The organism is Rhodococcus sp. WWJCD1 (assembly GCF_002258735.1).
Taxonomy (GTDB): Bacteria; Actinomycetota; Actinomycetes; order Mycobacteriales; family Mycobacteriaceae; genus Rhodococcoides.
The window spans coordinates 223,078-250,076 of record NZ_NOXY01000028.1 but is presented as its reverse complement, the minus strand read 5'-3'; the positions used below and the strand labels follow the sequence as shown (position 1 = coordinate 250,076).

At 64.6% G+C, this 26,999-nt stretch carries 2 protein-coding genes; both read left to right on the top strand.

The annotated features are described in order from the left end of the window. Positions 1–10: 10 nt before the first annotated feature. Positions 11–169 (top strand): hypothetical protein, encoded by a 159-nt coding sequence (locus CH286_RS27910; protein WP_155289297.1) that lies wholly within the window; start codon positions 11–13, stop codon positions 167–169. Next, complete coding sequence (locus CH286_RS21670; protein ID WP_094610355.1) at positions 170–26,938, top strand: non-ribosomal peptide synthetase; 26,769 nt, start codon at positions 170–172, stop codon at positions 26,936–26,938. It abuts the gene before it with no gap. Positions 26,939–26,999 lie beyond the last annotated feature (61 nt).

The following is a 26,999-nucleotide window of genomic DNA, read 5'->3' as shown; positions in this document are numbered from 1 at the left end:
TCGAGCGTGTGTGAACCGACACGAACGCAGACCAGAACGGAAGCCAGAATTGCTCAATCGCGCGCACCAGCCGCCGCGGCTCGACACCCCGAACCGGACCGAAACCTTCGAGCCGATGAATTCGGCGTCGGATTTCGCCACCGCGACCGTGCCGCCGAAGGGCAAGTGAATGCGTGCAACAACAACCGGTGGGTCTCAGACGCCCCCGACCGGCACCGGTTTCGAAAACGGCTTCCCACTCTCGTCCGCCCAGCGGGGAATGTGGTTCGCTCAGCAGCTCGCCCCTGATGTTGCAGTCTGCATCGCCCAGTACGTCGACCTGCGAGGCAACCTCGACATAGCAGTGCTGCAGGAAGCGTCGGCTCAGGCCGGACACGAGTTCCAGTCCGCCTACCTCCGTCTGGCCGAAGTCGACGGAGAGGCCGTTCAGCTGGTCGATCACTCCATCGACCAATCCGTGAACTACCTGGACCTGCGCGGCGAAGACGATCCCATGGCCTCGGCGCTGCGCTGGATCGACCACAACTACGTGCAGCCGGTCGACATGGAGAACGATCCGCTGGTCGAGAGCTGGATCATTCAGGTCGAGGACGAGCGCAACCTCTGGTACAGCAAGATCCACCACGTGGCCCTCGACGGCTACGGTGCCATGACCCTCGTCAACCGCACCGCAGCGCTGTACACAGCCGCCGTCGAGCACTCCGAACCCGAGCCCAACAAGGCGGCCGAGTTGCGCCGTCTGTACGAGCTCGATCAGGAGTATCGGACGTCGACACGCTTCGAGTCCGACAAGGAATATTGGGTCGCCCGCGCCGCCGACATTCACGACGGAGCAACTCTGTCGAACACGGACGGCCGCACGATTGCCGCCAGCAAGTTGCGCAGCATCGCTCTGCCCGCCGACGTCGTCACCGCTCTCGAAGACTCCGACTCCACCAAGGGCGGAACCTCGGCCGCGGTGTTCATCGCCGCGTTCGGCTGCTACCTCTCGCGAATGACCGGACGAGACGACGTACTGGTCAACATTCCTGTGTCCGCCCGAACCACGGCGTTGCTCCGCCGATCCGGCGGAATGCTGGTCAACGTCGCACCGATTCCGATGCACGTCCGAGAGGACGCCACCGTCGGTGAACTGGTACAGCAGGTCCAGCTCGAGTTGATGGGCGCGCTTCGGCACCAGCGGTTCAGCATCGAGGACATCCGGCGCGAGCTGGCGGCCTCGGGCAGCGACAAGCAGCTCACCGGGCCGATGGTCAACATGATGCTGTTCCACCAGCAGATCAACCTCGGTTCCATTGTCGGCGAGTTCAACATCGTCACGTCGGGGCCGGTGGAGGACCTTCTGGTCAACGTGTACCAGAGTGGTTCACCTGCAAGAACATTCGTCGATTTCAGGGCGAACCCGAACCGATACGACGACGACGACCTCACGGCGCACCATTCGAGTTTCGTGGATATGGCCGAAGCATTCATTGCGGCCGCCCCCGATGTCGTTGTCGCCGAAGTACATCCGGGCAGCGCCGACGAAGGCCGTCGACGCCGACGCGCCGCCGCTCAGCTCGCCTACTGGACGGATCGACTCTCCGATTCTCCGGACCTGATCGGCATCCCCACCGATCGAGTCCGTCCTTCGCGTATCGGCCATGTTCGCGCATCGCACGAAATCACCCTCGGATCCACGTCCTGGGCCGCAGTCGAACAACTGGCCGCCGACCGGTCGACAACGCCGTTCGTGGTGTTCGAATCCGTTCTCGCCGTGCTTCTTTCACGCCTTGCCAGCACCGACGACGTCTCGATCGCCGTGCCCGCCGACAGCGGCGAAACCGTCGTTCTGCGTACCAACCCGAACGGACGGCAGTCTTTCGGCGACTTCGTCGCTTCGACCGAGGTCGATTTCGACGCTGCACTCGCACACGGTGACGTGTCGTTCGAAGACGTCGTCGACGCGCTCGGTCTGTCTCGGTCCGGCTCGCACAGCCCGTTGGCTCAGGTTGCGCTTCGATTCGGTCCCGCGGCTCTGCCGCACGACGGGGTCGACATGGATCTGGTCGTCACCGTCAACGAGTCCGATTCGGTCGGTGTCGTTTTCGATTACGCCACAGAACTGTTCGACGCCGCGAGCATGTCGCAATTCGGCCGCCGAGTGGTCCGGATTCTCGACGCGCTCACGGATGCACCCGAGCTGCTGATCGGGGACGTGGACATTCTGTCCGCGGCCGAGCGTGCTCGACTGGCTCCGGTTCGTGGGCCGCGGTCTGTGGTGGGTGTGGTGTTGCCGGAGTTGTTGGCTGGTGCGGTGGGTGTGGCTGGTGTCGGTGGTGTTGCGGTGGTGTCGGGTTCGCGGGTGCTTTCGTATGGTGAGTTGGATGCGGCGTCGTCGCGGTTGGCGCGGATGTTGATGTCGTGTGGTGTGGGTCCGGGGTCGTTCGTGGCGTTGGCGTTGTCGCGGTCGGTGGAGTCTGTGGTGGCGGTGTGGGCGGTGGCGAAGGCCGGTGGTGCGTTCTTGCCGGTGGATCCGAATTATCCGGTGGATCGGATCGAGCACATGTTGGTCGATTCGGGTGCTGTGGTGGGTGTGACGTTGGGTGCTCATGTGGGTGCGGTGTCGGGTGTGGGTGGGGTGTCGTGGGTGGTGCTCGATGATCCGGATGTGGTGGCGGATCTGGCGTTTCGGTCGGCTGCTCCGGTGTTGGATGCCGAGCGTTCGGGGGTGCTGCGTCTCGATGATGCGGCGTATCTGATTTATACGTCGGGGTCCACTGGTGTGCCCAAGGGTGTGGTGGTCACTCATCGTGGTGTGGGGAACTTGGCTGCTGAGGAGCGGGTTCGGTTCGGTGTGGGTCCGTCGTCTCGGGTGTTGGCGTTTGCGTCGCCGAGTTTCGATGCGTCGATTCTCGAGTTCGTGTTGGCGTTTTCGGGTGGGGCGACGATGGTGATTGCTCCGCCGTTGGTGTTCGGTGGGGTGGAGTTGGCGTCGTTGTTGGCGCAGGAGCGGGTCTCGCATGCGTTCGTGACGCCTGCGGCGTTGGCGTCGGTGGATCCGGGGGGGTTGGATTCGGTTCAGGTTGTGGTCACCGGTGGTGATGTGTGTGCGCCGGAGTTGGTGGCGCGGTGGGCGCCGGGTCGGCGGATGTTCAATGCGTACGGTCCGACGGAGGCGACGATTTTCTCGTCGATTTCGTCGGCGTTGGTGGTGGGGGAGCCTGTCGATATCGGTTCTCCGACTATCGGTTTCGCGGAGGTGGTGTTGGATGCGCGGTTGAATCCGGTGCCGGTGGGTGTGGTGGGTGAGTTGTATCTGGCGGGTCCGGCGTTGGCTCGTGGGTATCACGCTCGGTTGGGTTTGACGGCGGAGCGTTTCGTGGCCAATCCGTTCGGTGGTGCGGGTTCGCGGATGTATCGCACCGGTGATGTGGTGCGGTGGAATGCGTCGGGTGCGTTGGAGTATGTGGGGCGTAGCGATTTTCAGGTGAAGGTGCGTGGTTTCCGGATCGAGTTGGGTGAGATCGATTCGGTGTTGGCGGCTGTGCCGGGTGTCGATTTTGTGGTCACTGTGGGGCGTGAGAGTGCGGCCGGGGCGACGGTGTTGGTGTCGTACGTGTTGCCCGTGGCCGGGACGGTTCTGGATGCGGCGTCGTTGCGGGAGCATGTGGGGTCGGTGTTGCCGGCGCATATGGTGCCGTCGGCGTTGGTGATGCTCGAGTCGATTCCGTTGACTCCGGCAGGCAAACTCGACCGAAACGCACTACCCGAACCGGAACTCGGATCGCACGGTGCGTTCGAGGCCGCGCAGACGGAGTACGAAGCCGCTGTGGCAGCTGTCTTCTGCGACGTTCTCGAGGTCGATCGGGTCGGTGTGACCGACAGCTTCTTCGATCTCGGCGGAAACTCGCTGGTGGCAACGCGATTGATCGCGCGAGCCAATTCTGCCCTCGGAACCGATCTGAAAGTTCTCGACCTGTTCGAGGCATCGACGGTGCGCACACTGGCAGAACGTGCGGAGGCAAAGGGTGCCTCGTTGCACCGCCGCCCGGCACTCGTGGCTGTCGAACGACCCGAGTCCGTTCCGCTCTCTCTCGCTCAGCAGCGAATGTGGTTCATCAACCAGTTCGACGTGGCCTCGCCCGCGTACAACATTCCACTCACCGTCCGTTTGACGGGTCGCCTGGACGTCACCGCGATGTCCGCGGCCATCGGCGACGTGCTGTCGCGCCACGAATCTCTCCGGACGGTGTTTCCCACCGTGGGAGATCTGCCGAACCAGGTCATCACCCCGGTCGAGGACGTCACCGGACCCAACCTCCCACTGGACTTCGTCGAGGTCGACGCCGCGTCGGTAGACGCACTCGTCCGCACCTCTGCAACAACAGGATTCGACGTCACGGTCGATCTTCCATTCCGGGCCGTGCTGTATCGGACCGGCGCGGAAAGTTTTGTGCTCGCCATCGTGGTACACCACATTGCTGCCGACGGTGCCTCGATGGCACCGCTGGCGCGCGACGTCATGGTCGCCTACGGCGCCCGGTCTGCGGGATCGGCTCCGATGTGGGATCCCCTGGCCGTACAGTATGCGGACTTCGCCTTGTGGCAACATGCCGTCCTCGGCAACGAGAACGACCCCACATCCGTGGCATCGCGGCAGATCGACTTCTGGCAGTCGGCACTGGCAGATCTACCCGACGTGTTGCCGATGCCGCTCGATCGACCACGGCCCATTCGGCAGTCGATGCGTGGCAGCGTCACCCCGTTCACCATTCCGGCCGACGTCGCCGCTCGATTGTCTTCGGTTGCGGCCGAACACGAGTCGACGCTGTTCATGGTGGTCCACTCCGCGCTCGCTTTGCTGCTCGCCCGGTTGAGCGGCACCCGCGACATCGCTATCGGAACCCCGATCGCTGGCCGAGGGGATGCAGCCCTCGACGATCTGGTCGGTATGTTCGTCGGCACGCTCGTGCTGCGTACACAGGTCGAACCGCACGCGACTTTCGGCGAGTTGTTGGCCGGTACCCGACGATCCGATCTCGCTGCCTTCGACAACACCGACATTCCGTTCGAGCGACTCGTCGATGTGCTCGATCCGGCGAGATCGACCGATCATTCACCGCTGTTCCAGGTTCTCCTCGAATTCCAGAACAACGCCGCAGCCACGCTGGAACTGCCCGATCTCACCGTCGAGTTCGAGGAAATCAGCACCGACACAGCGAAGTTCGACCTGCAACTGCGTGTCGATCAGAACCCCGCCGACGAGTCCGGTGCGTTGTCGGCCGCCTTCACCTACGCCACGGATCTGTTCGATCCCGACACCATCGATCGATTCGTCGACCGCTTCCTGCGAATCGTCTCCACCATCGGCACATCGACGGACGTCCGGACCGGCGACATCGACATCCTCTCCGCCGCAGAACGGGAACTCGTTCTGTTCGAATGGAACGACACCGCACGACTGATCGAGTCGTCCTCGGTCCACCAGCAGATCCCGGCCGGAGATAGCGGCATCACGCTGAGCAGCTTGTTCGACCGGCAGGTGCTTCGCAGTCCGTACTCGACCGCGCTGGTGTTCGAGGACGAGCGCATCACGTATCTCGAACTGGACGAGCGTGCCAATCAGCTCGCTCGGCACCTCATCTCGCTCGGCGTGGCTCCGGAATCCCACGTCGGCCTGGCAATGCGACGATCGATCGACCTGCTCGTGGGTATGTACGCCATCGTCAAGGCCGGCGGTGCATATGTTCCGATCGACCCGGACCATCCGGTCGAGCGGTCGTCCTACGTGCTGTCGAGTGCTCAACCGGTGTGCATTCTCACCACGAGCCGCGACTGGATCAACATTCCGGTGGCAACTCCCGTTCTCGCCGTCGATCTGTTGGACGTCTCCGATCGCGATCACTCGTCGATCACCGATGCCGATCGACTGGGCAGCCTGGGTGGCTCGAACACCGCCTACGTGATCTACACCTCCGGTTCCACCGGCCGGCCCAAGGGCGTGGCAGTCACGCACTCCGCCATAGTGAATCGCCTGCTGTGGATGCAGCACGAGTATCGTCTCGAGCCGGCCGACACCGTTCTGCAGAAGACGCCCGCCACCTTCGACGTCTCGGTGTGGGAATTCTTCTGGCCACTTCAGGTGGGTGCCAAACTCGTGGTGGCAGAACCCGACGGACACCGCGACCCTGCGTACCTCTCCCGCATCATCGCCGACGAGCACATCACCACCGTGCACTTCGTACCGTCGATGCTCGCTGTGTTCGCTGCCGGTGCCCGGGCTGCGGAGTGCACATCGCTGCGGCTGGTCTTCTGCAGTGGCGAAGCACTTCCGCCTGCCACCGCGGCACAGTTCGCTCAGTTCTCCCTCGCGGAGTTGCACAATCTCTACGGTCCGACCGAAGCCGCAGTCGATGTCAGCTACTACCACGTGACCGGACGGGATCCGGTCTCCATCCCCATCGGCGCACCGGTGTGGAACACCCGATTGTACGTGCTCGACGCGTCGTTGCGGCTGGCACCGATCGGCGCACCCGGCGAGCTGTATCTCGCGGGTGTCCAACTCGCACGCGGTTATGTAGGGCGCGGCGATCTGACTGCGGATCGCTTCGTCGCCGACCCGTTCGGGGAACCGGGTGAGCGGCTCTACCGCACAGGCGATCTGGTTCGCTGGCGCGCCGACGGTGAGCTCGAGTACATCGGCCGTACCGATTTTCAGGTCAAGTTGCGCGGCCTGCGCATCGAGCTGCCCGAGATCGAAGCCGTCCTGCTGCGGTCCGAGTCGGTCGCTCAAGCGATCGCATTGGTACACAAGGACCCGAACACCGGTGAGACGCTGGTTGCTTACGTCGTGGGCGCACACGGTGCTGCCGTCGACCCCACCGATCTGACGGCCGAGGCCGCGCGCCGGCTTCCGGCCTACATGGTGCCCTCGCATGTGGTGGTGCTCGATTCGCTGCCGGTCAACGCCAGCGGAAAGCTCGATCGAAAGGCGCTGCCTGCACCCGAGTTCACCGTCGCCGCTTCGGAATTCGTCGGTCCCGAGAACCCCGTCGAAGAAATCGTGGCCGGCATCTTCGCTGACCTGCTCGGCATTTCCCAGGTGGGCGTCACGTCGAGCTTCTTCGAGATCGGTGGCAACTCACTGATCGCGATGCGATTGGTAGCGCGGGTCAATGCCGCACTCGGAAGCAATATCGGTATCCGGGATCTGTTCGACGCGCCCACCGTCCGTGCATTGTCCGCAGGCATCGACATCCGCGAACACGACGCCGACGCGGCTCCGCGACTGGTTCCGCAGGAGCGGCCAGACGTAGTCCCGCTGTCGCTGGCGCAGCAACGAATGTGGTTCATCAATCAGTACGACACCGAGTCGGCTGCCTACAACGTCGCGTTCGCGATGCGACTGAGCGGTGCCCTCGACGTCGACGCGATGCGATCGGCCATCGGCGATGTGCTGACGCGGCACGAGTCTCTTCGCACGATGTTCCCGCTGTCCGACGACGGCCCTGTGCAATCGATTCTCGACGTGGCGTCGGCACTGCCGGATCTGACTCCGATCACTGCGGACGACGACCGGCATGTGCACGAACTGATCGGCGATGTCGCCGGCTCGGGCTTCGACGTGGTGGCGGACGTTCCGTTGCGCGTCCGACTGATCCGGGAGCGCGAGAACGAGCACGTACTCGTCATGGTGGTGCACCACATCTCCTCCGACGGCTTCTCCAGCGCCCCGCTGGCCCGCGATCTGATGGTGGCGTACAGCGCCCGTGCCGCAGGGCACGCACCGAGCCAGGAACCGTTGCCGGTCCAGTACGCCGATTACGCACTGTGGCAGCGTCGATACCTCGGCACGGAGTCCGATCCCGAGTCGCTGATGGCACAGCAATCGACCTACTGGGTCGACACACTGTCCGGCAGCCCCGAGGTTCTGCCCCTGCCAACCGATCGCCCCCGACCGGCGGTGGCGTCTCTGCGCGGCGACTCGGTCTCGTTCGAGATCGACGCGGCCGTCCATGCGCGGCTCGCAACTGTTGCTGCCGAGCACAATTCGAGCTCGTTCATGATCGTGCACGCCGCATTGGCCGTTCTTCTCGCCCGACTGTCCGGCACCGAGGACATCTCGGTGGGAACGCCGATCTCGGGTCGAGGGGATGCTGCGCTCGACGAGCTCGTCGGCATGTTCGTCAATACCCTCGTGCTACGCACCCAGGTGCCGGGCTCCACTCGTTTCGAGGATCTCCTCTCGGACGTGCGTGCCACCGACCTTGCGGCGTTCACACACTCGGACATCCCGTTCGAGCGCGTCGTCGATGCGGTCGATCCCGCGAGATCGACCGCCCATGCGCCGTTGTTCCAGGTGATGCTCGAGTTCCAACACACCGACCGACCGACGGTGACGTTGCCCGGCCTGTCGATCGAGGGCATCGAACTGCCCAACCACATCTCCAATTTCGACCTGCAGTTGACGGTCTCGGAAGAATTCGACAAGTTCGGGGCACCGGTCGGCATCGATGCCGGTTTCCGCTACGCCACAGAACTGTTCGATGCCGACACGGTCCGAGTCCTCGCCGACCGCCTCGCGCGAATCCTCGATGTCGTGACGACGGACCCGTCCGTCCGGATCGGGGACATCGACATTCTGTCGAACGACGAATACGCCTCCCTGGCTCCGGTTCGTGGTCCGCGGTCTGTGGTGGGTGTGGTGTTGCCGGAGTTGTTGGCTGGTGCGGTGGGTGTGGCTGGTGTCGGTGGTGTTGCGGTGGTGTCGGGTTCGCGGGTGCTTTCGTATGGTGAGTTGGATGCGGCGTCGTCGCGGTTGGCGCGGATGTTGATGTCGTGTGGTGTGGGTCCGGGGTCGTTCGTGGCGTTGGCGTTGTCGCGGTCGGTGGAGTCTGTGGTGGCGGTGTGGGCGGTGGCGAAGGCCGGTGGTGCGTTCTTGCCGGTGGATCCGAATTATCCGGTGGATCGGATCGAGCACATGTTGGTCGATTCGGGTGCTGTGGTGGGTGTGACGTTGGGTGCTCATGTGGGTGCGGTGTCGGGTGTGGGTGGGGTGTCGTGGGTGGTGCTCGATGATCCGGATGTGGTGGCGGATCTGGCGTTTCGGTCGGCTGCTCCGGTGTTGGATGCCGAGCGTTCGGGGGTGCTGCGTCTCGATGATGCGGCGTATCTGATTTATACGTCGGGGTCCACTGGTGTGCCCAAGGGTGTGGTGGTCACTCATCGTGGTGTGGGGAACTTGGCTGCTGAGGAGCGGGTTCGGTTCGGTGTGGGTCCGTCGTCTCGGGTGTTGGCGTTTGCGTCGCCGAGTTTCGATGCGTCGATTCTCGAGTTCGTGTTGGCGTTTTCGGGTGGGGCGACGATGGTGATTGCTCCGCCGTTGGTGTTCGGTGGGGTGGAGTTGGCGTCGTTGTTGGCGCAGGAGCGGGTCTCGCATGCGTTCGTGACGCCTGCGGCGTTGGCGTCGGTGGATCCGGGGGGGTTGGATTCGGTTCAGGTTGTGGTCACCGGTGGTGATGTGTGTGCGCCGGAGTTGGTGGCGCGGTGGGCGCCGGGTCGGCGGATGTTCAATGCGTACGGTCCGACGGAGGCGACGATTTTCTCGTCGATTTCGTCGGCGTTGGTGGTGGGGGAGCCTGTCGATATCGGTTCTCCGACTATCGGTTTCGCGGAGGTGGTGTTGGATGCGCGGTTGAATCCGGTGCCGGTGGGTGTGGTGGGTGAGTTGTATCTGGCGGGTCCGGCGTTGGCTCGTGGGTATCACGCTCGGTTGGGTTTGACGGCGGAGCGTTTCGTGGCCAATCCGTTCGGTGGTGCGGGTTCGCGGATGTATCGCACCGGTGATGTGGTGCGGTGGAATGCGTCGGGTGCGTTGGAGTATGTGGGGCGTAGCGATTTTCAGGTGAAGGTGCGTGGTTTCCGGATCGAGTTGGGTGAGATCGATTCGGTGTTGGCGGCTGTGCCGGGTGTCGATTTTGTGGTCACTGTGGGGCGTGAGAGTGCGGCCGGGGCGACGGTGTTGGTGTCGTACGTGTTGCCCGTGGCCGGGACGGTTCTGGATGCGGCGTCGTTGCGGGAGCATGTGGGGTCGGTGTTGCCGGCGCATATGGTGCCGTCGGCGTTGGTGATGCTCGAGTCGATTCCGTTGACTCCGGCAGGCAAACTCGACCGAAACGCACTACCCGAACCGGACTGGTCCGCTCAGGTCACCACGGGCGGCCGCGATGCCGACAATGCGGTCGAGAAGACGCTGGCCGGATTGTTCGCCGAGGTCCTGCGGCTGGACCGCGTCGGCGTCGACGATTCGTTCTTCGCGCTCGGCGGCGACAGCATCATGTCCATTCAGTTGGTCTCGCGCGCCAAGGCCGCCGGCCTCGCCCTCTCGCCGCGAGATGTGTTCGAGCACAAAACAGTTGCCGCGCTGGCCGAGGTGGTCGCAGCCGGTGACGGAACCGCAGCGCTCGTGCTCGAAGAACTGCCGGGCGGCGGTGTCGGAGACGTACCGCTGACCCCGATCGTGGCATGGATGCTCGATCGCACGGCAGTGCTCGACAAGCACACCCAGACCGCTGTCCTGACGCTTCCAGCGGACATCGAACTCGACGTTCTCGAAGCCACTGTCCAGACGGTTCTCGATCACCACGACATGCTTCGCGGTGTGCTGCATCGCGGTGAACACCCCGCGATGGAGGTTCTTCCCGTCGGATCGGTGTCGGCGCAGTCGGTTGTCCACCGAGTCTCGTCGACAACCGTTCACGGGGCGGAGTTCTCGGAGCAGGCCAGAACCGAGGCCGCGGCAGCAGTGGCCCGCTTGGCACCTGATTCCGGTGTCATGATCCAGATGGTGTGGTTCGACGCAGGCACCGAGGGGAGCCGTCTGCTGGTTGTCGCCCATCACCTGGTGATCGATGGTGTGTCCTGGCGGATTCTCGTTCCGGATCTCGCGTCGGCATGGGCCCAGATCATCGGCGGAAACACCCCGGAACTGGCTCCGGTCGGCACCTCGATGCGCCGTTGGTCTCACGGTTTGCGTGAGGTCACCGCGACCCGCGCCGACGAGCTGGAAATCTGGCGATCTGTTGTGGCGCAACCCGATCCGCTCATCGGATCCCGTGCACTCGATCGCGAGATCGACGTGTACCGGACCGTGGACAAGATCGAGACGACTCTGTCGACCGACGTCACCGAGGGACTGCTCACCGCACTGCCCGACGCGTTCCACGGCAGCGTCAACGACGGTCTTCTCGCAGCTCTGGCCCTTGCCACCGCCGTCTGGCGACGAGGTCGCGGCGTGGTCGTCGACGACGCGCTGATCTCCCTCGAGGGTCACGGTCGTGAGGACCACGTCGTGCCCGGCGCTGATCTCGGCCGCACCATCGGTTGGTTCACCACGATCTACCCGCTCAGATTGACCCTCGACGGTATCGATCTGGACGACGCTCTCGCAGGCGGCGCCGATGCAGCGCGCCTGATCAAATCGGTCAAGGAGCAGTTGCTGGCCGTTCCGGATCACGGCATCGGCTACGGCATGCTGCGATACCTGGACGAGACGGGTGCCGCTGCGCTTCGCGACTTCCCGGCTCCCCAGATCAGTTTCAACTACCTCGGGCGCTACAGCACCGACATTCCGGACGAGCTTCGCGGGCACGGCTGGTTGCCGGTCGACGATTCCGGTGTCGGTGATTCGCAGGACGACGATCTACCCGTCGCCGCTGTGCTCGACATCAACGCCGTCACCACGGCTACACCGACCGGCCCACGACTGGAAGCCTCGTTCGCGTTCCCGACAGGCGTTCTCGACGCGGCCGAAGTCGCAGAGCTGGTCGAACTGTGGCGACAGGCACTCACCGCGCTGACTCTGCTTGCACAGCGGCCCGGAGCCGGCGGTTTCACTCCGTCCGATCTCGAGCTGGTTCGGCTCGACCAGAGCTCGATCGACGACCTCGAACGCGTCTATCCGACACTGGACGACATCTGGTCGATGACGCCTCTGCAGGCCGGTCTGCTGTTCCACGCCGAGCTGTCGGATCAGTCCGTCGATGCATACATCGTTCAACTCGTGTTGGAACTGCGCGGACACGTCGACGAAGCTCGGTTCCGACGGTCTGCTCAGGCGCTGCTGCGTAGACACGCAAACCTACGTACCGCCTTCGTGCACAACACCGACGGCGAGTCGATCCAGATCGTGCATCACGAGGTGGACGCACCGTGGTCGTCGATCGACCTCACCGGTCTGGACGTCGACGATAGGGCCGCCGAGCTCGAACGCATCGAACACGAGGACCGAGCCACCCGTTTCAACATGGCTCAGGCTCCGCTGTTGCGCTTCATGCTGATCACGGTGGCGCCGGGCGAGTGGCGTCTGGTGATGACCAACCATCACATTCTGCTCGACGGTTGGTCGACGCCGCTGCTGCTCAAGGACCTCTTGACTCTGTACGTGGTCGACGGCGACGAGACCGTGCTCCCGCGCGTCCCCGCCTACCGCGACTACCTGTCGTGGCTCGCAAAACGTGACCGTTCGTCGGCAACTGCGGCATGGACCGACGCGCTCGCAGGACTGTCCGAACCCACTCTGTTGACTCCGGTCGAAAGTCGGCGCCAGGAATCGACGTTGGCCGGCCGTGCGCTGATCTCGTTGGACACCGCACAGACCGACCGACTGCGGGCCGTCGCCCGAGCACGCGGCGTGACGATGAACTCCATGGTGCAGGCGTCGTGGGCCATGGTTCTCGGCACCTTGACCGGACGCTCCGACGTGGTGTTCGGTGCGACCGTGTCCGGACGACCGCCCGAGGTGTCCGATATCGAGTCGATGGTCGGCTTGTTCATCAACACCCTGCCGGTCAGGATCGTGCTCGATCCATCCGAGACACTCGGTGAATACCTCGATCGGGTGCAGGCCGAGCAGGCTGCTCTGCTCGATCACCACTACCTCGGACTCACCGACATTCAGCGCGCCGTGGGACCGGCCGTCGCCTTCGACACCCTGACGGTGTTCGAGTCCTACCCGATGGACCGTGCAGGACTGTCGGCCGAGACCGACCTCGCCGGCATGCACGTCCACGACGTCCACGACGGCAGCGACACGGCGCAGTATCCACTGACTCTGGTCGCGATGGTCGACGACCGCCTGCACATCGAAGCCAAGTATCTGCCAGAACTGTTCGAGGACAGCGTCGTTCGAGCGACAATCGACAGGATCGTCCGGGTACTGGAGGCCATTGCCACCGATACCGATCGGCGCGTCGGATCGCTGTCACTGCTGTCCGAGGACGAACTGGGTCGACTGGCCCCGGTTCACGGCCCGGCGTCGTCGGGTGTTCGTCTGCTCCCCGAGATCTTCACCGGTGCAGCGGCGACGAACACCGACGGCCTCGCTCTGTGGAGCGGGGACGGCAGCCTCGGCTACGCCGAGCTGGACGCGCGGTCCTCCGCTCTTGCCCGCGCGCTCATCGCCCGCGGTGCCGGACCGGAAACTGTTGTCGCACTGGCTCTACCGCGCTCCATCGATTCTGTTCTCGGTATCTGGGCGGTCGCCAAGACGGGCGCGGCATTCCTGCCCATCGATCCGAGCTACCCCCGCGATCGCGTCGAGCACATGTTGGTCGACTCGGGTGCCTCCATCGGCCTCACACTCGCCACGCACGTCCCCGCTGTCGACGGTCTCGGCTCGGCCCGGTGGACCGTCCTCGATCAGGACGAGACACGTGCCGAGCTAGCCGATCTCTCGACCACCCCGGTGCGCGACGACGACCGAACGCGTCCGATGCACGTCGATCAGGTCGCCTACTTGATCTACACGTCGGGCTCGACCGGTGTGCCCAAGGGCGTCACCGTCACCCATCGCGGTCTTGCGAATCTGGCAGAGGAAGAGCGAAGCCGTTTCGAGGTGACTCCCGATGCTCGAGTTCTGGCTTTCGCTTCGCCGAGCTTCGATGCCTCCATCCTCGAACTGGTCATGGTCTTTTCCGGCGCTGCGACAATGGTCATCGCACCGACCTCGGTCTACGGCGGCACCGAGCTGGCCGCACTGCTCGCCGAGCAGAACGTGACGCACGCGTTCGTCACGCCTGCCGCACTGGCATCGGTCGACCCCGAAGGCCTCACCGAGCTGCGCGTCGTCGCCACCGGTGGAGACGTGTGTCCGCCCGAGCTGGTGGCTCGCTGGGCTCCGGGTCGTCTGATGTTCAATGCGTACGGACCCACCGAAGCGACCATCTTCTCGTCGATCAGCGATCCGCTGAGCGTCGATTCCTCTATCGACATCGGTTCGCCGACAATCGGTTTCAGCGAGGTCGTTCTCGACACACGGCTGCATCCCGTTCCGGTCGGAGTTGCGGGAGAGCTGTATCTCGCCGGGCCCGCGCTTGCCCGGGGCTACCATTCCCGATTCGGTCTGACAGCAGACCGATTCGTTGCAAATCCCTTCGCCGAGCCGGGTGCGCGGATGTACCGCACCGGAGATGTCGTGCGGTGGACCGAATCCGGGACACTCGAGTACGTCGGGCGCAGCGACTTCCAGGTCAAGGTGCGTGGGTTCCGTATCGAACTGGGCGAGATCGACGCTGTTCTGACCGACGATCCGACGGTCGAATTCGCCACTACGGTCGGAGTCGACGGTCCGGCGGGAAACACGATTCTGGTCGCCTATGTTCTCCCGCGACCGGGTCGGCAGATCGACGCCGCCGCCTTGCGGACCCATGTGTCGAGTTCGCTTCCCACACACATGATCCCGACGGCCTTCGTCGCGCTGGAGTCGATTCCGTTGACCCCTGCCGGCAAGCTGGATCGAAAAGCACTGCCTGCTCCCGATCTCCATCTCGGAAGCGATTCACGTGCTCCCCGAACCGAGACGGAGCGGATCATCGCCGACATATTCGGCGAGGTGCTCGGAATCGAGGCAGTCGGTATCGATTCGAGCTTCTTCGATCTGGGCGGCGACTCCCTCAGCGCGACCAGACTCACCGCGCGAGTCAACACTGCCCTGGACACTGCGATCAGTGTGCGTGCCCTGTTCGAGGCTCCCACTGTCGAGTCGCTCGCAGAGCGCGTGGACAGCAACCCGCTCGGCACGGTTCGCCGCCCCGCACTCGTCGCGAAGCCGCGGCCGAGTTCGATTCCGTTGTCCTTGGCTCAGCAACGGATGTGGTTCATCAACCAGTTCGACGTGACGTCGGCGGCGTACAACATCCCGCTCGCGGTTCGTCTGACCGGTCGTCTCGATATCGCTGCGATGAGCGCGGCCGTCGGCGACGTTCTGGAACGACACGAGTCGCTGCGCACGGTGTTCCCCACCCAGGGAGAGCGACCCGAGCAGAAGATTCTCGACGTCCGGACTGCATCGACGGAGCTCGACGTCGTCGATCTCGACGCCGGCGAGGTCGTGGCGGCCGTGTCGGCAGCTGCGGCACAGGGATTCGACGTCTCGACCGAGCTGCCCTTCCGCGCGGTTCTGTATCGGTTGGCACCGGACGAGTTCGTGCTCTCGATCGTCGTGCATCACATCGCCGCCGACGGAGCGTCCATGGCACCACTGGCGCGAGACGTGATGGTGGCCTACGGAGCCCGTGCCGCAGCCACAGTTCCGATGTGGGTACCGCTCGAGGTTCAGTACGCCGACTTCGCGATATGGCAGCGCGATGTTCTCGGCGACGAGTCCGATCCGTCGTCACTCGCCGCACAGCAGCTGGACTTCTGGAAAACCGCCCTGGCGGACCTGCCCGAGGTTCTCCCGCTGCCGTTGGATCATCCCCGCCCGGCCCGTCAATCGTTGCGCGGCAACAGCGTTCGTTTCGAGATCGACCGCGACACCCATGCATCACTGGTCGACGTCGCACGCGCCAACGAGGCAACCGTCTTCATGGCCGTACATGCTGCATGGTCGGTCCTGATGGCGCGACTGAGCGGCACCGAGGACATCGCGGTCGGTACCCCCATCGCAGGCCGCGGCGACGCCGCACTCGACGATCTGGTCGGCATGTTCGTAGGTACGCTCGTTCTGCGCACCGACGTGGCACCGCAGCTCTCGTTCACCGACCTGCTCCGTGCCACGCGCACAGCCGATCTGGCTGCGTTCGACAACACCGACGTCCCGTTCGAGCGGTTGGTCGACGTACTCGACCCGACGCGTTCGACCGACCACTCGCCGCTGTTCCAGGTACTGCTCGAATTCCAGAACAACACCTCGGCGACGCTCGAGCTGCCGGACCTGACCGTCCGAGCCGTCGACATCGACGCACACGTGGCGAAGTTCGATCTACAGCTGACCGTTGCGGAGAATTTCGACGAGACCGGTGCGCCGTCCGGGATGACCGCAGCGATCACGTATGCGGTCGATTTGTTCGAGGAATCGTCCGTCCAGGAGTTCTCCGCACGCTTCGGTGCCGTTCTCGATGCAGTCACTGCCGATCCTGACAGCGCCGTAGGCGACATCGATCTGCTTCTCACCGGCGAACTCGATGCGATGACGCACGAGTGGAACCACGCGGGTCTCGAGGCAGACGACTCGACCTTGGCCGACCGATTCGCCGCTGCTGCAGCACGATTCCCGGATTCGCGTGCCGTCGTCTTCGGCGATCGATCGATGACCTACGCCGAGCTGGACGACCGTTCGAGCCGCCTGGCCCGCGTTCTCGTCGGTCGCGGCGTGACGTCCGAATCGCTCGTTGCGGTCGCAATGCCACGTGACGAGCAGCTGATCGTGGCGCTGCTCGCCGTGATCAAATCCGGCGGCGGGTATCTGCCGATCGACGTCTCCTACCCAGCTGACCGACTCGCGTTCATGCTGGAGGACGCCTCGCCTGTCTGCGTCATCTCCACCGTGGCCGACAGCACTGCGGTTCCGGCCTCCGACGTCGATGTTCTCCTGGTCGATTCGCCGGAACTGATCGCGGAGCTGAAGGACGTCTCCGGCGCACCGCTGACCGATGCGGACCGCTCGGGCAGGACCGGTGCAGATTCGATCGCGTACGTCATCTACACCTCGGGTAGTACCGGTCGCCCCAAGGGCGTCCAGATCGCGCACCGCAATGTGGCGACACTGTTTGCGAACACCGCGGATCTGTTCGATTTCGACAGCCGCGATGTCTGGACGATGTTCCACTCGTACGCGTTCGACTTCTCGGTGTGGGAGCTGTGGGGCCCGTTGCTGCACGGCGGAGCCCTCGTCGTCGTCGATTACTACACGGCACGTTCGCCGGAGCTGTTCCGCGAGTTGCTGGTGCGCGAGAAGGTCACGGTGCTCAACCAGACACCGACGGCGTTCTACCAGTTCGCTGAGGCCGACAGGGTTGCCACCGCTGCCGTGGGAGCTGCCGATGACTCGGCAGACCTCTCGCTGCGTTACGTCATCTTCGGCGGTGAGGCACTCGATCTCGGACAGTTGGGCCGTTGGTATGCCCGACACGACGAGTCCGCGCCGACCCTGGTGAACATGTACGGCATCACCGAGACGACGGTCCACGTGAGCCACCTGGCCCTGACCGAGGAGTTCGCCGCCTCGGCGTCCGCCAGCGTCATCGGTCAGGCGATCCCGGCCCTGAACGTTGCCGTTCTCGACGCGCGTCTGAAGCCTGTGCCACCCGGCGTGACCGGCGAAATGTACGTCTCCGGGGCACAGCTCTCGCGCGGCTACCTCGGACGGGCCGGCCTGTCGGCAACGCGTTTCGTGGCTGATCCCTCGGGTCGGGCCGGACACCGGATGTACCGCACCGGTGACACTGCGCGATGGAACCGCGACGGGGCGCTCGAATACCTGGGCCGCAGTGACATGCAGGTACAGCTGCACGGGTTCCGCATCGAACTCGGTGAGATCGAGAGCGCTCTGCTCGCATTCGACGGTGTCGCGGCCTCCGTGGTCTCGGTACGAGACGACGGATTCGGTGACCGATTGATCGGCTACGTCGTTGCCGAGTCCGGTCGAACCCTCGACCATTCCGCCGTTCTCGATTTCGTGGGCACCACGCTGACGTCCTACATGGTGCCTGCCGCGCTGATCGTGCTGGACGAGCTGCCCCTCACCGCCAACGGCAAGCTCGATCGACGCGCCTTGCCGGCACCGGACTTCTCGGCCAATGTCACCGAAAGTCGCTTGCCTGCAACAGAAGTCGAGTCCATTCTCGCCGGCCTGTTCGCAGACGTGCTCGGACTGGACACCGTCGGCGTCGACGATTCGTTCTTCGCACTCGGCGGCGACAGCATCATGTCGATTCAGCTGGTCTCCCGCGCCAAGGCGGCCGGCCTGGTGCTGGCTCCACGCGACATCTTCGAGCGCAAGACCGTGGCCGCGCTGGCCGAGGTGGTCGTTCTCGGAGGCGACGTCGTCGTACTGGAGGAACTCGACGGCGGGGGAGTCGGCCCACTACCCCTGACACCGGTCGTTCGATGGATGTTGGATCGCAGCACCGACTTCGGTCGCTACACCCAGACCGCTCTGCTTCAGCTCCCGGTCGGTATCGACACCACCACGCTCGAGCGCACAGTCCAGGCCGTGCTCGATCGTCACGACATGCTGCGGTCGCGTCTGTTCCAGGACTCGGACGGCACGTGGCACGAGGAAGTCTCTCCGATCGGGACCGTGTCCGCCGCGTCGGTCATCCATGCCGTCTCGGTCGATTCCGTGGACGGTGCCGAGTTCTCCTCCCGCGCCGCAACCGAACTCGACGCCGCGGCGGATCGACTGATCCCCGCCGACGGGGTCATGGTCCAGATGGTGTGGTTCCAGGGCCCGAACGGATCCGGTCGACTTCTCGTCGTCGCACATCACCTCGTCATCGACGGCGTGTCGTGGCGCATCCTCGTTCCGGATCTGGCCACGGCATGGAGCCAGATCGTCGCGGGCGACGAGCCTGTGCTGGCACCGGTCGGCACGTCGATGCGGCGCTGGTCGACCGGATTGACCGAGGTCACCGCGAGCCGCGCCGACGAGCTCGGGTTGTGGCGACGCATCCTCGACGGCGACGATCCGACCATCGGCTCGCGTCCGCTGGACAAGCGGGTGGACGTCGACGCCACCGTGCAGCGCATTCGCACATCGCTGCCGGTCGAGGTCACCGAGCGACTGCTCACGACTGTGCCGAATGTCTTCCGGGGCAGCGTCAACGACGGCCTGCTGGCCGGGTTGGCTCTCGCGCTCACGGCATGGCGTCGCGAACGGGGAGCCGCTGTCCGCAGTGCGCTGATCACGCTCGAAGGCCATGGCCGTGAAGACGCCGTGGTTCCCGGAGCCGATCTCGGCAGAACCGTCGGCTGGTTCACCACGATCTTCCCGGTGCGCCTCGACCTCGGTTCCGTCGACATCGCCGACGCGTTGTCCGGCGGGGACTCCGCAGGCACGCTGATCAAGGCCGTCAAAGAGCAGCTGCTCGAGATCCCCGATCACGGCATCGGCTACGGCATGCTCCGGTACCTCGATCCCGCAGGAACCGAAGCTCTGTCCGATCACGCCGCTCCGCAGGTCAGTTTCAACTACCTCGGGCGCTTCTCGACCGGTTCGTCCGAGGGCATGGAAGACGTGGGCTGGATTCCCGTGGCCGACGCCGAACTGGGCGACGCGCAGAACCCGGACATGCCCGTGCCGGCCGCGTTGGACATCAATGCCGTCACGACGTCGACACCCGCCGGCCCGCAGCTGGACGCCACCTTCGCGTTCCCGTCCGGGATCCTCGGTGCCGACGAGGTCGATCGACTGATCGAGCTCTGGACGCAGGCACTCACCGCGATCACCGAGCACGCCTCGGCCGACGGTGCGGGTGGTCTCACTCCGTCCGATCTCGAGCTGGTCGACATAGATCAGAGGTCCATCGAGGTACTGGAGAACAGATTCCCGGACCTGGACGACGTGTGGTCTATGTCGCCGCTGCAGGCTGGTTTGCTCTTCCACGCGCGCCTCGCGGGCGAGGTCGGCAGCGACTCTGCGGGCGTCGACGCCTACATGGTGCAACTCGGCCTCGAGTTGCGTGGCACCGTCGATTCCGAGCGGATGCACGCCGCAGTCGACAAGCTCGTCTCACGTCATCCGAATCTGCGGGCAGCGTTCGTCCACAACAGCTCCGGCGAATCTCTGCAGATCGTGCAGAGTTCGGTCACGGTTCCGTGGGCCGAGATCGATCTGCGCGGTGAAGCCGATGTCGAGGCTGCACTGGAAGGAGTCCTCGAAGCCGATCGCGGTGTTCGGTTCGAGATGGACTCCGCGCCGCTGCTTCGATTCACGCTCATCACCCTCGCCGACGATCATTGGCGACTGCTGCTGACCAACCACCACATTCTGCTGGACGGGTGGTCGACGCCGCTGGTCGTCAAGGAACTCATCACGCTGTACGTCACCGAGTCCGACGACTCGATGCTGCCGCGGGTGCCCGCGTACCGGGACTACCTGACATGGATGCGGCAACGCGACGTCTCGATCTCGACCGCGCAGTGGGTCAGTGCGATGGCGGGCGTCGAGGAGCCTACGCTGCTGGTCACCGGCGATCGAGGGCGGCAATTGTCCACGGTCTCTCGCGAATCCGAACGCTCGTTGTCGATCGAGACCACCGCTGCCCTACGCGATTTTGCGGCGCGCCGCGGGTCGACTCTCAACACGCTCGTCCAGACCGCGTGGGGCGTCGTGCTCGCGACACTGACCGGCCGAGACGACGTCGTGTTCGGTGCCACCGTGTCGGGACGTCCACCCGAGGTCCCAGGTATCGAAGGCATGATCGGGCTGTTCATCAACACGCTGCCCGTTCGGGTCACGCTCGATCCGAGCGAGACGCTGGGCGCTCTGGTCGATCGTGTTCAGTCCGAGCAGGCGTCGTTGCTGGACCACCACTACCTCGGACTGACCGACATCCAGCGTGCGGCTGGTGCCGGGGTCGCATTCGACACGCTGACGGTGTTCGAGTCGTACCCGGTCGATCGCGCCGGTGCCTCTGCGGCAACGGATTTCGCCGGTATGCAGGTGACCGACATTCTGGGGACCGACGCCGCACACTATCCGCTGACTCTGGTCTCGTCCGTGGACGAGCGCCTGAATCTGAAGGCCAAGTACCTGCCCGAACTTTTCGATGTCGAGGACGTCGATGCCATCGTCGACCGAGTCGAGCGGGTGCTCGGCGCAGTGCTGGCAGACGAGCAGCAGCCTCTGGCCCGACTCAGCCTGCTCGATCAGGCCGAATTCGACTCCCTGGCACCGGTATTCGGAATCGAAGGCCGCTCCACGCGTTTGTTGCCGGAGATCTTCTCCGACGCCGCAGCCATCGATCCGGACGCCATCGCGCTGCGCAGCGTGGACGGAGAGCTGACGTACCGGGAGCTGGACCGACGGTCGAACAGACTCGCTCGGATCCTGCTGAGCCACGGCGTGCACACCGAGACGTTCGTCGCGCTCGGTATCGCGCGGTCCATCGAATCCGTTCTGACGGTGTGGGCGGTCGCCAAGTCCGGTGCCGCGTTCGTTCCGGTCGACCCGAACTACCCCGCCGATCGCATCGAGCACATGCTGGCGGACTCGGGCGCGAGTTTCGGCGTCACCACCCGTGCCCATCTCGACGACCTGCCCTCGACCGTGGCATGGATCATTCTGGACGATCTCGCCACGGACGGCCCGAACGGCGTAGGCGACGAGCCGATAGCCGACAGCGAACGTCACGGTCGCATCACCCTGGACAGTGCTGCGTACACGATCTACACGTCGGGTTCGACGGGCGTTCCGAAGGGCGTCGTGGTCACCCACTCCGGCCTCGACAACTTCGCGACCGAGCAGCGCGAGCGCTACGGCGTCTCGAAAAAATCACGGACACTGCATGTTTCGTCGCCGAGCTTCGATGCCTCCGTGCTCGAATATCTGCTCGCATTCGGTGCCGGAGCAACCATGGTGATCGTGCCACCGACGGTGTACGGCGGCGAGGAGCTCGCGTCGTTGTTGGCATCGGAGGCAGTGACTCACGGATTCATCACTCCGTCTGCCCTCGCGTCGGTGGACCCAACAGGTCTCGACACGTTCGCCGACGTCGTCGTCGGCGGCGAGGCCGTTCCGGCCGAGTTGGTCGGCAAGTGGGCCCCCGGGCGCAACCTGTACAACGGGTACGGACCGACCGAGGCCACGATCATGTCCAACATCAGTGCACCGATGGTCGCCGGCGAGCCGGTGTCGATCGGTGGGCCGGTGCGCGGCGTGCACGAGGTGGTCCTGAACTCACGGCTGCAGCCGGTTCCTGTCGGTGTCGCAGGAGAGCTGTACCTCGCCGGTGTCGGTCTGGCCCGCGGCTACCACGACCGAATGGGCCTGACGGCAGAGCGATTCGTCGCCGATCCGTTCGGTGCACCCGGTTCGAGGATGTATCGCACCGGAGACGTGGTGCGGTGGTCACCGGATCTGACCGTCGAGTACGTCGGTCGGAGCGACTCCCAGGTCAAGGTTCGCGGCTTCCGCATCGAACTCGGCGAAATCGACGCGGCGCTCTCCGCGCATCCTGCGGTGGACTTCGCGGCGACCTTCGGCACTCCGGGGCCTTCGGGGGCGACCGTGCTCGTTGCCTACGTGCGTCTGGCAGGGGAGGCAGTCGACACCTTCGACACCGCTGTGCTGCGCGATCATCTCGCCGCTGCACTGCCGTCTCACATGGTTCCGAGCGCCATCGTCGTGCTCGAGACCATTCCGCTCACCCCCGTGGGCAAGCTCGATCGCGCTGCCCTGCCGATACCGGAGTTCGGTGCGGCCACGTCGTACCGCGAGCCGACCACCCCGGCCGAGCTGACCGTCGCTGCGGTGTTCGCCGAAATCCTCGACATCGACCGAGTCGGTGCCGACGACAGCTTCTTCGAGCTGGGGGGCGACTCGCTCAGCGCAACTCGGGTGATCGCGCGTGTCAACGCCGAATTCGGTACTGCGATCGGCGTTCGCACGATCTTCGAGACGCCGACGGTATCGGGTCTGGCGAACGTGGTCGGTACTGCGGACACCCGATCGCATCGTCCGGCCCTCGTCGCAGTTCAGCGTCCCGAGCACATTCCACTCTCGCTCGCTCAGCAACGTATGTGGTTCATCAACCGGTTCGACACCTCGTCGGCGGCATACAACGTGCCGCTGGTCGTCAAACTGACCGGGCAGCTCGACACTGCGGCACTGGCCGCCGCGGTCGTCGACGTTCTCGAACGCCATGAGTCGCTACGCACGACCTTCCCCGAGGGTCCGCAATTCCCGGTGCAGCTGGTGCATCCGGCCGGCGATGTCGCGCCGACGGTCGAACCCGAACGGATCGATGCCGGGGTACTGACCGATCGCGTGGCCCTGTTGGCGGGTCGAGGGTTCGACGTCACCACCGAGATCCCGGTGCATGTCGAGCTGTTCCAGGTGCTCGACACGACCGGCTCGGCGGCGGACGATCAGGTCTTCGTTCTCGCCATGGTGGTGCACCACATCGCAGCCGACGGCGCATCGATGGCACCGCTGGCGCGCGACGTCGTACTCGCATACTCGGCTCGCAGTGCAGGGCGCGCGCCGGATTGGCGGCCGCTACCGGTGCAGTACGCCGATTACACGCTCTGGCAGCGTTCGTTGCTCGGCGACGAAAAGGACGAGTCGAGCGTGGCTGCGGCACAGCTGAAGTACTGGACGACAACGCTCGCAGGACTGCCGGATCTGTTGCCGTTGCCCACCGATCGCCCTCGGCCCACCACTCAGGATTTCCGGGGTGGCCGGGTGCGATTCACCGTCGACGCCGAGATACACCGGGCACTCGTCGAGGTGACCCGCGAGCAGAACGTCAGTATGTTCATGGTGCTGCACGCCGCGTTCGCCGTGGTGTTGGCACGACTGAGCGGTACCGACGACATCGCGATCACCACCCCGGTGGCAGGGCGCGGCGACGCGGGACTGGACGACCTCGTCGGGATGTTCGTCAACACGTTGGTGTTGCGCAGCCGGGTCGTCGACTCCACCTCGTTCGTGGATCTGCTCACCCAGGTGAAGGCACAAGATCTCGATGCCTTCGATCACACCGAGATGCCGTTCGAGCGCATCGTCGAGGTGCTCAATCCCACCCGGTCGACGGCGTACGCTCCGCTTTCACAGGTGGCGCTGTCGTTCCAGAACAACGAGAAGGCGTCACTCGAGCTCCCCAACCTACGGGTGGAGGGCTTCGATTTCGACGTACCCGTCGCCAAGCAGGATCTGCAACTCCTGGTGTCCGAGAATTTCGGGGACGACGGGCGACCGGCCGGCTTCGAGGCAGCGTTCGATTACGCCACATCACTGTTCGACGCAGCCACCGTCGACGCCATCGCGGCGCGTCTGGTTCGCGTGCTCGACGCCGTCGGGAACGATCGACTCACAGCGGTGGGGGATATCGATATTCTCGGTGCCGACGAGAAGCAGGCTTTGGCACCGGCCCGCGGTTCGGCGGACGTCGCGCTGCGGACATGGCCGGAAATGCTCGCCGCGTCGGTGGCACTCGACCCGTACGCGGTCGCCGTCACCTATCGAGGCGTGAGCCTGTCCTACGCCGACCTCGACAGCTGGTCCAACCGCATTGCTCGGATGCTCATCGACTACGGCGTCGGCCCGGAAACGTTCGTCGCCCTGGCACTGCCTCGGTCGATCGAATCGGTCCTGTCGGTGTGGGCGGTCGCCAAGACCGGCGCAGCTTTCTTGCCGGTCGACCCCAACTACCCGTCCGACCGCATCGCGCACATGCTCGAAGATTCCCGCGCTGCAATGGGATTGACCGATATCGACAGTAGGGAGTCGCTACCCGACACCGTGCCGTGGCTCGTGTTGGACGATCCCGAGACGTCCTCGGAACTGTCTCGTTACCCCGTGGATGCCGTCACCGACTCGGAGCGCACGGCGACGCTGCACCTCGACCACCCGGCATATTTGATCTACACGTCGGGTTCGACGGGTCGGCCGAAGGGCGTCGTGGTGCGACACCGAGGCATGGCCAACTTGCAGGCCGAGGTGATCGAGCGATTCCGACCCACCCGAGATTCGCGGGTGTCTCACATCGCTTCGCCGAGTTTCGACGCGTCGGTGTACGAGCTGACGATGGCATTCGGCGTCGGTGCCACGGTCGTGATCGTGCCGCCGGGTACGTTCGGCGGCAGCGAACTTGCCGACCTGCTCGAGTCCGAACACGTCACGCACGCATTCCTGACACCGGCGGCGTTGTCGTCGATCGACGAGACCCGCCTCGGCACTGTCCGCGTCCTTGCAGTCGGCGGCGAGGCCTGTACTCCGGAACTGGTGGCGAAATGGGCACCTGGCCGCAAGATGTTCAACGGCTACGGTCCGACCGAGACCACTATCCAAGCGAGTGTCGGTGGGCCGTTGGTGCCCGGCGGCACGGTGGACGTCGGCAGCCCTGGGACCGGATTCCGGTTCCTGGTGCTCGACGCACGCCTGCGACCGGTCCCGGCAGGTGTGTCAGGCGAGCTGTACATTGCCGGCCCAGGCACTGCACGTGGGTACCTACGGCGATTCGGACTGACGGCCGAGCGGTTCGTAGCCGACCCGTTCGGTACTCCGGGCGAGCGGATGTACCGCACCGGCGACGTCGTGCGCTGGGGGAGTACCGGTGCTGTCGAATTCGTCGGACGCAGCGACTTCCAGGTCAAGGTGCGCGGCTTCCGAATCGAACTCGGTGAGATCGACTCCGCCCTCACCGAGCACGAACAGGTCGGATTTGCCGCCACGATAGGACACACCGCGGCGTCCGGGGACACGGTGCTCGTGTCGTATGTCCTGGCGGCAGACGGCGAGACGGTCGACACCGAGGCGCTGCGAGATCGAGTAGCCAAAGTGCTTCCACGCCACATGGTTCCGTCGGCGATCATCGAACTCGACGACATTCCGCTCACCCCGGTGGGCAAGCTCGATCGTCGGGCATTGCCGATACCGGAGCTGACGGTCTCGACAACTCCGTACCGAGCACCGAGTACCGACGTGGAGGCTGCCATCGCCGACGCCTTTGCTCAGGTTCTCGGAGTCGAGCGTGTCGGTATGGACGACAACTTCTTCGAGCTCGGCGGCACCTCGCTGGTGGCCACGAAGATCGTGCCGGCCATCGAAGGCGCCATCGGAGTACGAGTGCCGCTGCAAGCGTTGTTCGTCGACCCCACACCGGCCGGGCTGGCCGCACGGGTTGCGTCCGACGCCGATGCCGCGGGTGCCGATCTCGATTCGGTATTCGGAGTGATGATTCCGCTGCGTGGTACCGGGGCGAAGGCACCGCTGTTCTGCGTCCACCCGGGAATCGGGCTCTCGTGGGGATACGCCGGTATCGTCTCGAAATTGACCGACGACCGTCCCGTGTACGGCCTGCAGCTGCCGAGCATCGTGGAAGGTACTACGTTCGGTTCGATTCGTGACCTCGCGCACCGATACGCCGACGAGATCCGCACTGTCCAGCCGGTCGGTCCGTACCACCTGCTCGGTTGGTCGCTGGGCGGCTCGCTCGCTCACGCGATCGCTGTGGAATTGCGCAGCACCGGCAGCGAAGTTCGCACACTCGCGTTGCTGGACAGCTACGTCGACGGCCACGACGACGACAACCTCGACGGAGCGTTGAGCGTCGAGAATCTGCTCGGAGGCCTGGGTCTCGACCTGACGGCGCAGCCGTCGGCCGAGCCGCTGACCTACGAGCGGGGCGTGGAACTGCTGGACGAATCCTTGGGTCAGACGACCGGCGTGACTGCCGATCATCTGCGAAGAATCAACGCAGGATTCGAGAATTCGACAAGAATCATGGCCGAGTTCGTGCCGGACGTCTTCGACGGAGATGTTTTGTTCTTTTCCGCAACGAAGGGTGCGAGCGACGGGATTGTCAGATCACCGCAGGAATGGCGACCGTACGTGACAGGGGATATCGTCATCCACGACGTCGAGGTTTTCCACAACGAGATGACAAATGCCGATGCGGCCGATGTAATCGGGCCGATCGTCGATTCTCATCTGGGTAATACAGCTGAATAACGTTTGGCGTGTTCTTCACATCGAGGAGCACCTGTACGAATACCATCGGCGTTCGGTACCA